Source organism: Alteromonas sp. MmMcT2-2 (genome assembly GCF_022348305.1).
Taxonomy (GTDB): Bacteria; Pseudomonadota; Gammaproteobacteria; order Enterobacterales; family Alteromonadaceae; genus Alteromonas; species Alteromonas macleodii.
The window spans coordinates 15,632-28,752 of record NZ_JAKRFA010000042.1 but is presented as its reverse complement, the minus strand read 5'-3'; the positions used below and the strand labels follow the sequence as shown (position 1 = coordinate 28,752).

The window sequence follows — 13,121 nt, the reverse complement described above, 5'->3', positions numbered from 1 at the left end:
ATGGCACAAAGGCGCTGCCCGAAGGGGTCGTTATGGAAGCCTTTTACTCTTTGTCACAGTCCTTTAACTTAGCCCGCTAGGCTTGCAGGACTGTTTCGCAATTAAAAGGCTTCCATTTAGACCAAAATTCGTACACCAAAGGTCAACAGGCCCTAGGACTTAGAAAACCCACCTTTGCGCATACTTTTTATCCAAAGCGCATGTTTTCTGTATTTAACATCTCAATTTATGGGATTTATTCATTCGCTTTCCTTGCTAAAATTTGACTTTTAGTGCGATAATTATCGATGTTTTTAACACGATTAAATTCACGTAAAAAGAAAGGTGTGGAACAGGCATTTCGTTGCCGCACTTTAACAATGTGAAACACAGCGTTATAAAAACAACAACAAGACCGAAAATCAGCACGCATCTGAGTGTGTTGTTTTAACTTGTAAACGATAAAAGCATGGTTTGAGCGTCGGTGACATCAGCAATGATAAGTGTTCGATGAAATAACACATTCATACCGACCCCGCGAGAGAGGCAACGACTACACTGCCGTAAAAAGCGAGGCCATGCTTGCGAACATAAAATAAGTTTGCCGTTTAGCTAACAGAATTAAATGACAATTGAGTGGCAAAAATGATGCCGCTTGAAAAAATGAAATGAGTAATAAGGGCTAGTCGCTCCCGACATCCTTAAAGCAGTGTGAACATGAATGCATCTGTACGATTATACGTGTCAATTCACGATCGTATGGGTTTGCGCTTAAGATAAAGGCGCTTGTTTATTCGCGTGAGTGTTTGCCCACCAGGGATAATGCGACGTTACAACAAGGTCCCCGTCCAGCCGTGAGGTTGCGCGGTGAGGGTTTGCACATGTCACTTTAATTTTGTGTCTTAACGGCTGTACGAAAACAGAGTTAGATACAATGAAAAGAATGTTAATTAATGCAACTCAGCAAGAAGAGTTGCGCGTTGCTCTTGTCGATGGGCAACGGTTGTATGATTTAGATATAGAAAGTCCAGGACACGAGCAGAAAAAAGCGAACATCTACAAAGGTAAAATTACCCGCGTTGAACCCAGCTTAGAAGCTGCTTTTGTTGACTACGGTGCAGAGCGCCACGGCTTCCTACCCCTCAAAGAAATTGCCCGCACTTACTTCCCTAAAGGTTACAAATTCGAAGGCCGCCCTAACATCAAAGATGTGATTAAAGAAGGCCAAGAAGTAATTGTTCAAATTGATAAAGAAGAGCGCGGCCAAAAAGGCGCTGCATTAACTACATTCTTATCGCTCGCAGGCAGTTACCTAGTACTTATGCCAAACAACCCTCGCGCTGGCGGTATTTCACGCCGAATAGAGGGCGATGAGCGTACAGAGCTTAAAGAGTCACTAAGCAAATTGGACCTTCCTGAAGGTATGGGTTTGATTGTTCGCACTGCGGGGGTTGGCAAATCTTACGAAGAGCTAGAATGGGATTTAAAAGTCTTGCTTACCCATTGGGAAGCTATCTCTAGCGTTGCTGAAGAACGCGAAGCCCCTTTCTTAATTCACCAGGAAAGTAACGTAATTGTTCGTGCTATCCGCGACTACCTACGTCGCGATATTGGCGAAATCCTTATCGATAAAACCAGTATTTATGAGCAAGCTTTACAGCACATTCAATTAGTGCGCCCTGACTTTGCAAATCGCGTAAAGCTCTATCGTGGTGAAGTGCCGTTATTTAGTCACTACCAAATCGAAAGCCAAATTGAGTCTGCATTCCAACGCGAAGTGCGTTTGCCTTCTGGCGGCTCAATTGTTATCGACCCAACAGAAGCACTAACCTCTATAGATATTAACTCTGCCCGTGCAACAAAAGGTGGTGATATTGAAGAGACAGCGCTTAACACAAACCTAGAAGCGGCAGACGAGATTGCCCGTCAACTGCGTCTTCGTGATCTAGGTGGATTGGTTGTAATCGACTTCATTGATATGACGCCAGTACGTCACCAACGTGAAGTTGAAAACCGCATGAAAGACGCGGTGAGAAGCGACAGAGCACGAGTACAATTGGGTCGTATTTCCCGCTTTGGCCTTCTTGAAATGTCCCGTCAGCGTTTACGTCCTTCTCTAGGCGAATCTGCGCACCACGTGTGCCCACGATGCTCTGGTCACGGTACCATTCGTGGCACTGAGTCTTTGGCACTGTCTATTCTTCGTATTTTGGAAGAAGAGAGCATTAAAGAAAACACGGGGCAAATTGAAGCGCAGTTACCCGTTCCAGTTGCGACCTATCTACTTAACGAAAAGCGTAAGTCAATTCAGCTTCTCGAAAAGCGTCACGGCGTAGATTTACTGCTTATTCCTAATGCAAACCTAGATACACCGCACTACCAGGTATTACGCAGACGTCCAGATGACGTTATATCTGAAGCGAGTTACGACGTAGAGTTAATGCCTGCGGTAGAAGCTGAGACGGAAACAACGACTTCTGCACCGGTTAAGCGTGAAGAGCCAGCACTGAAAGGCCTTGTTGCACCAACGGCTGCACCTGTAGTTGCGCCAAAAGAAGAAACAGCAAAGAAAGCCGACGATGTGCCTTCACTATTTGCCCGATTTGGCAAATGGATTAGTGATTTATTCGGTAGCGAAAGCGAAGAAGAAACCAATAAAGACAAGAAGCCACAGTCTGGTAATAAAAATAGAAACAACCGCAGCCGCAATAATGACGACCGTCGCCGCAAGCCGCGCAACAAGAACAATCGTCGTGGCAATCAGTCTCAAAACAGAGACCAAGGTAAAGACCAAAATCGCGATGGTGAGCAGAATGATAATCGCAAACCGCGCGGCGATCAGCAGCGAGACCAGCGCCAAGATCAAGATGATAAGCGCAATAACAAAGGTCGTAAGCCTCGTAAGGCACAACAACCTCGCGATGAGCAACAAAAGCCTAAGCACGAGAAGCAAGACGGCGAGCAGCAAGAAAACCAAGCGCAGAAGAAGCGTGAAGTTGCTGAACGCAGAAAACGTCGTGACAAGCGCCGCAGCGTCCGTGTGAAGAAAGATGACAACGGGGCAACTACTGTTGAACAAAACGAAGCCCAGGCTGCGCCAGTAGTTAAAGAAGCGCCATCGCAGCACAAAGCTAAAGCTGACGCCAAGCCTAAAGCGCCGAAAGCAGAGTCACCGGTTGAAAACACTGCTGAACAGAAGAAGGATGAGCAAAAGCCAGCAGTCAAAGCCGCGCAAAAGCCAGCGGATAAACCTGCTGAAGCGAAGCCAGTATCGGATGCTGTTAAGGGTGAAGATGACTCATCAGCGATTACCAGTGATGCCGTTGACGGCACTGATGCAAATACCGACGCTAACAGCGAAGAGCATGGTCAAAAACGTGAAGGCCGTGGCCGTTCACGCCGCTCTCCACGTCACGTTCGTGCCGCTGGTCAACGTCGTAAGAAAGAGTCGCAGCAATTTGACGATTCAGACACGCAAGCTAAACAGCCTGGTGAGTTGTCACCGCAGCAGCCAGAAGCAGAAGTTGAAGCGACAGCTAAGACAGATGCACCTGTTGTCGAAGAAACACAAGCAAAAGAGCCTGGGCAACTAGCGCCAGCTGAAGAGCAACCTGTTGCTAAGCAAGAGAAAGCAAAACTTGACGTTGAAGCCGTTCAGGACGAACTTCAGTTTGATGCAGAGCCTTTAGCGGGTAAAGAACCTTCAGCGGGAAATAAGCCTTCAGCGGATGCAGAGCCGTCAGCGAACGATAAACCTTCGGAAGCTGTAGACTCAACTGATGAAGTAACGTCAGCAGACGATAACGCGACAACTGAAGCTAAACCGGCTAAAGAAGCTCAAACTTCAGTGCAAGAAAGCAACGTTGAAGAAACAGCTCCGGCAGCACAAGCGGAACCGGCAGTTGAAGCTAAAACAACGCAAGCTGATACGGCGCCAGAAGCTAAAGACGAAGCAACAGCATCGCCAGAGCAAGTTGAAATAAACTTGGCTGACGCACCTGTAGTTGCAGAACCAGAAGCACAGGTACAAGAGGCGAAAGCAGATACGCCAGCGGCTAAAGAAGAGGCTGAAACAACAGCAGCGCCTTCTTCGAGCCTAGCAGCGAGTGGCAAAGGAAAGCGTGGCGCATCGCACCCTATGGCATTGCCTGCAGCAGTAAACGACGCATTTGTTGATGTAGCGCTTACCGCTAAAGCTGACGACACACGACCTGCACTCGCAGTATCGGGTAAAACTGCAGCGATGTCGCACGTAACGTCACGTGCATCAGCAGTAACAACGCTTCCTCAGTCGGTAGATGACGTTGCCGAAGTAGCAGCAGTGGCTGAATAATTTTCAGTCGCTAGTGCGCTACTAGCTAATTGATGTAAAAGCCGCTTTCGAGCGGCTTTTTTGTTTGCTAGTGTACGTTTAACATCGAGTCCGAGTTGAGAATAAAATGTCAGATACGGTAAACCAGCAGTATATAGATTGGTTAAGCCAAGTATGTAGCGCGCAAGTATTAGACACACAAATGATTCAACCTCTTTGGAGTGGCTACGGTGCGTGCTTTCGTGCCACTTTGGGCTATCCCAATAGTACTTTTTCAAAGAACCAGGACGAGAGTAGCCCTTTCCAAGAAAGCCAGTATCACCAAGCTCAACAAAACCCACTTGGCGCGCAACAAGGTGGAGACGAAGCAGCGCTAAAAGTAGTCGTGAAATGCGCCACTCCGCCACACAGGCTCTCTCACCCTAAAGGCTGGAATGGTGAAGCTAGCCACAACCGTAAGTGCCAATCTTTTAAGGTAGAGAACTGTTTTTATAGCGACGTTCAAGTCCAAACTGATGCGTCGTGCCGTACAGCTAAATACTTAGGGCACAGCCAACAGGGCGAAGCCTCCCTTCTTGTTATGGAAGACTTAGCACACAGCGGCTATTCTCGCACGGCCTCTTCACTTACCGCTGCGCAATGCATCACTGTTCTAAAATGGCTTGCCAACTTTCATGCACGCTTTGTCAATGTGAGAGATGAATTTGATAGCCGACGTTTACAATTATGGCCTGAAGGCACTTATTGGCACTTGGCAACCCGTGAAGATGAGTTCAACGCCATGTCGGATGGATTACTAAAGCAACATGCTGTCGATATATCTACCACGTTAGGCGACGCTCACTATCACACTTTGGTGCACGGCGATGCTAAAGTGGCTAACTTTTGTTTTACCGAAGATTTTTCTGACTGTGCAGCTGTCGACTTTCAGTACGTGGGTTATGGCGCAGGCATAAAGGACGTGGCGTATTTTTTGGGCAGTGCCCTATCAACCCAAACCCACATGAAACATCGTGATGCATTGCTCGATAACTACTTTCAAGCGCTCGAAGATGCGCTACACACTCGATTGGCTAACAATGATAGTTCGGCTTGTTTCAAGCGTGCTGATATTGCGCTTATCATTGCTGAATGGAAGTACCTGTACCCCTTCGCCTGCGCTGACTTTTATCGGTTCTTAGCGGGTTGGAGCCCCGAACACTGGAAAATAGATGAAGAGCTCCAATATCAAACAGATATTGCCTTGTCTATTCTTGAGCGCACGGCTTAAACGATTACGTTTTCATAGTGATCACGACTTTTATGAACGTACTTTTTCTCTCTCGCGCGCCCTTTTTTACGTTCTATTTCTACACCAATTCAGACGACATGTCGCTGGTAGCCCATCTGCTCTGACTTACTATTTTATTGCCGTGAAACTGCACCATTAAATTACATTTAGCGTATATAGTGACAAATAATCATAACGCTGCTGCCAATGTACAAACGTAAACTCTACCTTTTTGGGCTACTTTCCACTTTTATTCTGTTGATTGCTTTAGCCAGTGCAGCCATATCTGCGCATTTAACGCGCACTAACTTAGCGCAAGCTCAACTCGCTCAATCCCTGCTGTCAGAGCACCAGCAGTTATCAAGTATTTCCTACAGGCTTTTCAAACAGCTAACCGATGAGCTTATTTTTGGCAAGAATGCGAACCAAGCGAAAGTGAGAAACAAACAACAACAAATAGAAAACTCGTTGAACCGTATAAAATCTCTGGAACTTGCCCAACGCGAAGCACTAGGGCTTGAGGCAACATTAGGAAGTGTTGAAGATACCGATGAACTTGAAGCGCTGATTCAAGGCATTGTGGAAGAGTTTAGAGCTATTGCGCTAAGTAACGACAGTACTCCACTTAATCAACAGCAGCGCCTTCAAACATTACTTGAAATAACTATCGACAACCAGTTTAGGGAGGCCATCAACTCTGCAGTAAACCGCCAGACAGGCGTTGTATCCCGCATTAACGCTAGCATTGAAACGCTAAACAGCAGCATTGTGTGGTTTACTATCAGTTTAGGCCTTATCACCTGTCCTTTCATTCTGCTGGGTTGTTATTGGCTATTCAATGCCCTGTATCAGCCGCTTACAGTTATTCGCACGGGTACCGATGCCATTGCCTCGGGAAACTACCACTATCGATTGCCTGAAACCCTGGATAGCGAATTTACTGACTTGGTCAAAGCACTAAATTCCATGATAGCGCGACTACAAGAACACGAAGACCAGGCTGATGCCCATCGTAAGCACTTAGAGTTTGAAGTGGAGAGCCGAACCCGGGCTTTAAAAGAAGCCAACAATAAACTCACTCAGCTGGACGCAAAGCGCCGACAATTTATGGCTGATGTAAGTCACGAATTGCGCACACCCTTAACCATTATTCGTGGCGAAGCTCAGGTAACCCTTAGGCAGGCTGCGGCTAGCAACGAGATTTATGAAGAAACGCTAGAAACCATACTTGAGCAAGCCGTGAACTTAAGTAAGTTGGTTGATGATTTGCTGCTGCTAGCGCGTGCCGAGATGCACGAATTTACTGTAGATCTGGTTAAATCTGACTTACATAACCTGCTTACACAAAATATGGCGTTATGGCAAAAGCTCACAAAGCCAAGAGACTTAGATCTTAAATGGCTTGCCAATAATGAGGTCCAAGTGCTCATCGACAAAGACAGAATTGCGCAGGTACTGACCATCCTTATCGAAAACGCGCACAAATATTCTTATCCCGATACGCCCATTGTGCTGCGCGTTGAGAGCGAAGGCCCGAATATCAACGTATCGGTCATTGATAGCGGTGAAGGCATTTCGTCAAGTGATTTGCAGCACGTTTTTGAACGCTTCGTTAGGTTAAAGCGCAAAGGCAATGGAATGGGGCTAGGTTTGTCTATCGCTAAAGCGATAGCAGAAGCCCACCACGGTACATTGAGTGCGCATTCCACATTAGGTAAAGGCTCGCAGTTCACGTTGACGCTGCCAGTTTTACAAGACCACGCGACTAGGGCCTGATGACCGTTGCTGTACATTTTTGCAGCGGTCAACAGGCTCCAATAACAACCGTTAAGTAACTTCGAACGACTAGGATCATAACAACAATGAAAATTCTTATTGCTGATGACGAAGCCCCCTTGCTACGCTTTCTATCACGAGGCTTAAGCGCTGAAGGTTTTGAGTGCATCGAAGAGTCGGCATTACACAACTTAGTCACGCGCATTCGTCATGAAGCCCCTGCTATTATTGTACTTGATCGCATGTTTGGTGATGAAGATAGCGTAGAGCTGCTGCCCGCAATCAAGTCGCTTCCCCATGCCCCTATGGTTTTGTTGCTAACCGCGGTGGACGAAGTACGCGAGCGCGTGAATGGTTTAAAACAAGGCGCGGATGACTATTTGTGCAAGCCATTTGACTTTGACGAACTACTTGCGCGCATAACGGCCTTAAGCCGAAGAGTGACGAATACACCGGTTACCCAATTAGGCCTCACCATCGGACCGTTAAACATCGATGACGAGTCACGTATTGCGACATTGTCTGGGGAAGAGATTTCACTCACCAAACTAGAATACGACATGCTCTACTACTTCGCAGAAAATGCTGAAAAAGTGCTGTCTCGAGAACGCATATTAAGTCGAGTATGGCGAAGTCACAGCGATCCGCTAACTAATGTTGTTGATGTGTATATCAGTAGGCTGCGACAAAAGCTTCACAGCAGTGATGCCATATTTATTGAAACTCTGAGAGGCAACGGCTATCGGTTGACCACCAGAAAATAGTCGTTTCGTCTCATTAGCTATTGCATTCATGTGTTATCCCGCCTAATTTGAACACTCGTTCAATTTTTATAAAGGATAATTATGGCTCGCTCACCTTCTTCATTACTCTCAAGGCTATGTTGCGCAACCGCTGTAGGCATTAGTCTATTGTCATCACCAGTCTTCGCTCAGACAGACACCAGAGGTGCCGCGCAGCCTGATAAGAATACAGCGATGTCTGCACGGGAATTGCGAGCACCAAAGGTTATCTTTTTCGATGTTAATGAGACCTTGCTTGACCTCACCGCCATGCGCAGCTCGGTAGGCGAAGCCTTGGGCGGTCGAGATGATTTGTTGCCACTGTGGTTCTCTACTATGCTGCATCATTCACTGGTTGATTCAACGACTGGCCGCTTTCATACCTTTGGAGAAATTGGCGTTGCCTCCTTGCTGATGGTGGCTGAAATTGAAGGTATAGAATTGACCAAAGCGAAAGCGAAAACGGCAATTGTCACGCCTTTGCGAAGCCTACCGCCCCATCCTGACGTGCGCGATGGCTTACAGGCACTTAAAAACAAGGGTTATAAACTAGTAAGCCTTACCAACTCGTCTAATCAAGGCGTATATACTCAATTTAAAAATGCTGATCTTTTGTCTTATTTCGACGAGCGACTAAGTGTAGAAGACATTAACTTATATAAGCCCGATACTCGCACGTATGAGTGGGCTATTGAAAAAATGGGTATAGCAGCAGAAGACGCTATGTTAGTGGCGGCACACGGTTGGGATATTGCTGGTGCTAAACAGGCAGGCTGGCAAGCCGCGTTCATTGCACGCCCCGGTAAGGTACTTTACCCGTTAGCAATAGCGCCTGACACGGTGGTAAGCGGACTAGATGAATTAGTCTCCCAATTACCCGATGCCAAATAAGCGTTAGGGTTGATGGTATCTAGGTGCACATAAAAGCACAGCTTAAAGGTTGGCACGGGTAAACATAATTATTAGGTTAAACGCCTGGGCCATAAAAGGTCATGCAAACCAATATTTCGAGCTAGGCACTGAGCTACGCTGTTGCCGTGCCTGCTCTTTTCATATCGATGTGAGGAATATCGTCTTCCAAGTACATAGTCGAGGTGGCCTCAAACCCAAAACCTTCATAAAACCGTTTTAAATACTCTTGCGCGCCAATTTCAATATCACAGCCTGGCCATAACGCCTCACAATGATCAATGGCTTCACGCATAAGTGCTCTGCCCGCCCCTTTACCTCTGAACGCTTCGCTGGTAGCTACTCGACCGATACTCACCGATGGATAACTAACCCCTTCGCCAAGTAATCGTGCACACGCTACCAATTTGTTATCTTGAAACCCCATTAAATGATGAGTTTTTGGATGGCGGTCTTTTTCGTCAAGCTCCGGATAGGCACAGTTTTGCTCAACGACAAAAACATCGACACGCAGCTTGAGCAAGTCGAAGAGTTGATGATTAGTCAGTTCATTAAATGTAAGTGATTGCCAGGAAACCATGTTGCCTCGATGATTTTTTATTATTAACGTTTGAGTAGCGCCTTTAACAGATCCTGTTAAAGTTATAGATGTCAAAATACAAATTTTAAGATGCCAATTTTAAAATGCTAACTTTAAAATCTCTGCGACGATAACGATTGGTTTAGTGTAACGCAACCCATTTTACTCACAACTTATGCTGCAGCCTGAGCACCACACGCGTAGGTCAAGATACTCTGGATTATTCAGGCTCTAGGGTTAAGATACTCGTTGTTCGCCAACCCTGCCTTGACATAGTCAATGAACATTTTAACTTTAGTAAGGTTCTTACGCCCTTCAACACTTACCACCTGTATAGGCAACTTTTTGTCTTCCACATCTTCTAACAAACTTACCAAATCACCACTTCTAAGTGCTTCTGCAACCTGATAGGACATCAACCGAACAACCCCAACGCCTGCAATGGCGGCGTTAATAGCCGCTCTGTTTTGGTTGGATTGAAAACGAGGGGTGAGCTTAATAGCAATAGGTCTGCCGTTTTTGTGATACGTCCATACCGCTGGCTCGTTAAAGCGCGTCGGATAAAGCACACTATGCCGTTTTAAATCTTCTGGCTTTTTTATGGCCGGGCTACTCGCCAAGTAGCTAGGCGCCGCACAGGTTACACGCCGTACGTATCCTACCGTAACACCGTAAAGCGAGGAGTCTTTCGGGTTACCTATACGTATTGCTACATCCATATTGCTATCAATTAGATTCACCACATCGTCGTGAAAATGCCCGTTAACCCTAATGTCGGGATAGTCCTTAAGGAATTGGGATATTATTGGCGTTACATAACGTTCGCCGAACAAAATTGGTGCCGTGATATTAAGCTCACCTCTGGGCACTAAATCAATGCCAGACACAGCAGCTTCACTTTGCTCAATATCTGCCAGTATACGTGAAACATGAATAAGGTAATGTTCACCAACCTCACTCAATTTCACTTGCCGCGTTGTGCGATGAAAAAGTCGAGTATTTAACTGTGCCTCTAAATGTGCAATACACCGAGTAACCGCAGGCGCTGACATCGACATCGCGTCTGCAGCTCCTACAAAGCTTCCCGACTTAGCAGCCTCTGCAAACACTCTCATGCACAAAAGCTTGTCCATATTATTTCACTCAATGAAATTATAAATTTCAAAAATAGCTAATTATTAAATAAAAAGAAAGTTCTAATATCGCTATCAGCTTTTACACATTTTCGTTCAGGTTAATGTTTTTACACTACAGCCCAATGCCTACAGGAGTTATTTATGAGACCACCGCTTCCCCCCTTTTCACCTGAAACCGCAGCGCAAAAAGTGCGCCTTGCTGAAGACGCATGGAACACCAAAGATGCGGTAAAAGTTGCAGGTGCTTATACCTTTGACTGCCGTTGGCGCAACCGAGCAGAATTTATTGAAGGACGCGCTCAAATAGTGAGTTTTTTAACGAGAAAGTGGAACAAAGAGTTCAACTATAAATTAGTAAAAGAGCTATGGGCATTCAACGCAAATCGCATAGCAGTGCGCTTTGCATACGAGTACAAGGACGATTCTGGTCAATGGTATAGAGCTTACGGTAATGAAAATTGGCAGTTCAACCTTGATGGCCTAATGGAAAAACGTATTGCCAGTATCAACGAACATCCTATTTCAGAAAGTGACCGAAAGTTCACGTGGGATGGCGAACGACGCCCTGACGATTTTCCCACTCTGTCCGAGCTTGAGCTGTAAACAATGTTGATAATAACACTCAACTAACCATTTCTATTGAGAGGATGAATTTATGACAAATCCAACGAGCAATACATTGCCCAAAAGCCCTATTGTTTTGATTCAAAACCCTAAATCTGGCCACTGCCACAAGGTTTCATTGTTTATGGCACTGAATGCCATCCCTTTCACAACCGTTGAGCCTGACATGGCCAAAGGCGAGCACAAGAGTGAACGCTTCAGCTCACTTAACGTGTTTAAACAAGTCCCCGTGATAACAGACGGTGATATCACTTTGGCTGACTCCAATGCCATTCTGGTTTATTTGATCCACGCATACGCAGACAGTGACTATTGGCTAGGAAAGGACGCCAAAGAAAAAGCGCTAATTCAACGCTGGCTATCAGTCTCAGCGGGTGAACTTGCTAAAGGGCCGGCCGCCGCGCGATTAGAATACGTATTTGGAGCAACTATTCATGTGCCCACAGTACTAGCCACCAGCGAGACGTTACTTGCAAACATGGAGGCTCATCTAGAAAACACGGTAAGTGCTTTTTTGGTTGGCGAACACGTTACCGCAGCAGACATCGCCATGTATTCGTATATAGCTCATGCCCCTGAAGGAGGAATATCTTTGTCCAAGTTTCCTCTTATCAATGCCTGGATAAATGCGGTTGAGAGTCTGGATAATTTTGTCCCAATGCCAGCGTCTGACATCGCACCAGCGCGCAATACCAGTCCGCATAGTTAATTGAGGTCGTTATGTCTCTACCTAAGCTATCATCCTTGAACCCAGCGTTTCATCAAGGCGAAATTGCACTGCAAAAAAAGCTGGAAATTGACAGGGAAATCGGTGAGCGGACGAATGGTTTTATCCGTAGCTTTATGCCGGAACAACACAGGCAGTTCTTTACATCCAGTCCGTTCACTGTTTTCGCCTTGGTAGACGAAAAAGGCCACCCTGTAGCCACGCCTGTTTGGGGAGAAGGAGATTTCATAGAAAGTCCCTCTGCTACCCAATTACGCTTTAGCCTACCAGTAGAAGTTTGGAATATGATGCAACACTCGCTAAATCTCGACGTGACTTCAGGCAGCAAAATTGGAATCGTCGGTATTGAATACGCTACAAGACGAAGAAATCGGTTGAACGGTACGATAAGTCACGCAACTAATGAAAACCTTACGGTATTGGTAGATCAAAGTTTCGGTAACTGCCCCCAATACATTCACAAACGAACCACAGTCAAAAAACAACGTGCCGTTCAGACTGCCCCAATGAAAAATACAGTAGGTGCCGGTGATTCTACATTTTTTACTTCAACATCGAATGTGCTCACCCCAAGCGCACGCACGCTAATATCAAGGGCTGAAACGTTTTTTATTGCCTCACGACATAAATCTTTAGGCCATGCAGCAAATGAAGGGCTAGACGTTTCTCACAGGGGGGGCAAAGCAGGCTTTGTTAAAGTGGAAGGGAACTCGTTAATCTTTCCCGATTTTAGCGGTAATAAATTCTTTAATACCTTGGGCAACATCCTACTAGACCCACGCGTCGGTCTGTGTTTTTGGGATAATGAAACAGGTGACCTTCTGTTTATTGAAGCAAAGGCGAGTATCGAATCCCTCGAGTCGAATATAACCGCATTTGAAGGTGCAGAGCGCTTTGTGTCTCTTTCGGTACTCTCGGTAACACATATTTCGGGTGTGTATCCCTACTCCCATGAGATCACAGACATATCCCCCTATGCACTAAAGACAGGCGACTGGAAATAAGCGGTTAATTGATGAACCCTAT

Annotated in this window: 10 protein-coding genes; 8 read left to right on the top strand and 2 right to left on the bottom strand. The window is 46.0% G+C overall.

Annotated features, from left to right (window positions below):
• Nucleotides 1–913: 913 nt before the first annotated feature.
• The 5 genes from rne to MHM99_RS17645 all read left to right on the top strand — a co-directional run bounded on the left by rne (nt 914) and on the right by MHM99_RS17645 (nt 9,010).
• Nucleotides 914–4,312, top strand: a complete 3,399-nt coding sequence (rne, locus tag MHM99_RS17665) for a ribonuclease E (RefSeq protein ID WP_239220242.1) — start codon at nt 914–916, stop codon at nt 4,310–4,312.
• 106 nt (nt 4,313–4,418) lie between these two features.
• On the top strand, nt 4,419–5,561 hold the full coding sequence (locus tag MHM99_RS17660) for an ecdysteroid 22-kinase family protein (RefSeq protein ID WP_239220241.1): 1,143 nt from the start codon (nt 4,419–4,421) through the stop codon (nt 5,559–5,561).
• 207 nt (nt 5,562–5,768) lie between these two features.
• Nucleotides 5,769–7,337 carry a HAMP domain-containing sensor histidine kinase gene (locus MHM99_RS17655; protein ID WP_239220240.1) on the top strand — a complete coding sequence of 523 codons (1,569 nt, stop codon included), beginning with the start codon at nt 5,769–5,771 and terminating at the stop codon, nt 7,335–7,337.
• 86 nt (nt 7,338–7,423) lie between these two features.
• A complete protein-coding gene (locus MHM99_RS17650; RefSeq protein WP_014949203.1) occupies nt 7,424–8,101 on the top strand; it encodes a response regulator transcription factor in 678 nt (225 codons plus the stop codon).
• Between the two features lie 81 nt (nt 8,102–8,182).
• Nucleotides 8,183–9,010 carry a haloacid dehalogenase type II gene (locus MHM99_RS17645; protein ID WP_239220239.1) on the top strand — a complete coding sequence of 276 codons (828 nt, stop codon included), beginning with the start codon at nt 8,183–8,185 and terminating at the stop codon, nt 9,008–9,010.
• Between the two features lie 133 nt (nt 9,011–9,143).
• Here MHM99_RS17645 and MHM99_RS17640 read toward each other — a convergent pair whose 3' ends face one another.
• The gene (locus MHM99_RS17640; protein WP_039229671.1) at nt 9,144–9,608 is read right to left on the bottom strand and encodes a GNAT family N-acetyltransferase; all 465 of its coding nucleotides are present in this window, start codon (nt 9,606–9,608) and stop codon (nt 9,144–9,146) included.
• A gap of 224 nt (nt 9,609–9,832) precedes the next feature.
• Nucleotides 9,833–10,723, bottom strand: coding sequence for a LysR family transcriptional regulator (locus MHM99_RS17635; RefSeq protein WP_048818577.1), 891 nt, complete (start codon nt 10,721–10,723; stop codon nt 9,833–9,835).
• A 162-nt stretch (nt 10,724–10,885) separates the two neighbouring features.
• Here MHM99_RS17635 and MHM99_RS17630 point away from each other — a divergent pair, with 162 nt between their 5' ends.
• The 3 genes from MHM99_RS17630 to MHM99_RS17620 are packed head-to-tail and all read left to right on the top strand — an operon-like array spanning nt 10,886 to nt 13,099.
• Nucleotides 10,886–11,347 (top strand): nuclear transport factor 2 family protein, encoded by a 462-nt coding sequence (locus tag MHM99_RS17630; RefSeq protein ID WP_239220238.1) that lies wholly within the window; start codon nt 10,886–10,888, stop codon nt 11,345–11,347.
• Nucleotides 11,348–11,399: 52 nt separating this feature from the next.
• Nucleotides 11,400–12,077: a glutathione binding-like protein gene (locus tag MHM99_RS17625; protein ID WP_239220237.1), complete on the top strand. Its 678-nt coding sequence runs from the start codon at nt 11,400–11,402 to the stop codon at nt 12,075–12,077.
• An 11-nt stretch (nt 12,078–12,088) separates the two neighbouring features.
• Nucleotides 12,089–13,099, top strand: coding sequence for a pyridoxamine 5'-phosphate oxidase family protein (locus MHM99_RS17620; RefSeq protein ID WP_014976312.1), 1,011 nt, complete (start codon nt 12,089–12,091; stop codon nt 13,097–13,099).
• Nucleotides 13,100–13,121: the final 22 nt, after the last annotated feature.

Bases quoted from the DNA above. Each gene is read 5' to 3' on its own strand.
- MHM99_RS17640 (WP_039229671.1), bottom strand. From the start codon at position 9,608: ATGGTTTCCTGGCAATCACTTACATTTAATGAACTGACTAATCATCAA.
- MHM99_RS17650 (WP_014949203.1), top strand. From the start codon at position 7,424: ATGAAAATTCTTATTGCTGATGACGAAGCCCCCTTGCTACGCTTTCTA.
- rne (WP_239220242.1), top strand. From the start codon at position 914: ATGAAAAGAATGTTAATTAATGCAACTCAGCAAGAAGAGTTGCGCGTT.
- MHM99_RS17625 (WP_239220237.1), top strand. From the start codon at position 11,400: ATGACAAATCCAACGAGCAATACATTGCCCAAAAGCCCTATTGTTTTG.
- MHM99_RS17645 (WP_239220239.1), top strand. From the start codon at position 8,183: ATGGCTCGCTCACCTTCTTCATTACTCTCAAGGCTATGTTGCGCAACC.
- MHM99_RS17660 (WP_239220241.1), top strand. From the start codon at position 4,419: ATGTCAGATACGGTAAACCAGCAGTATATAGATTGGTTAAGCCAAGTA.
- MHM99_RS17635 (WP_048818577.1), bottom strand. From the start codon at position 10,723: ATGAGAGTGTTTGCAGAGGCTGCTAAGTCGGGAAGCTTTGTAGGAGCT.
- MHM99_RS17620 (WP_014976312.1), top strand. From the start codon at position 12,089: ATGTCTCTACCTAAGCTATCATCCTTGAACCCAGCGTTTCATCAAGGC.
- MHM99_RS17655 (WP_239220240.1), top strand. From the start codon at position 5,769: ATGTACAAACGTAAACTCTACCTTTTTGGGCTACTTTCCACTTTTATT.
- MHM99_RS17630 (WP_239220238.1), top strand. From the start codon at position 10,886: ATGAGACCACCGCTTCCCCCCTTTTCACCTGAAACCGCAGCGCAAAAA.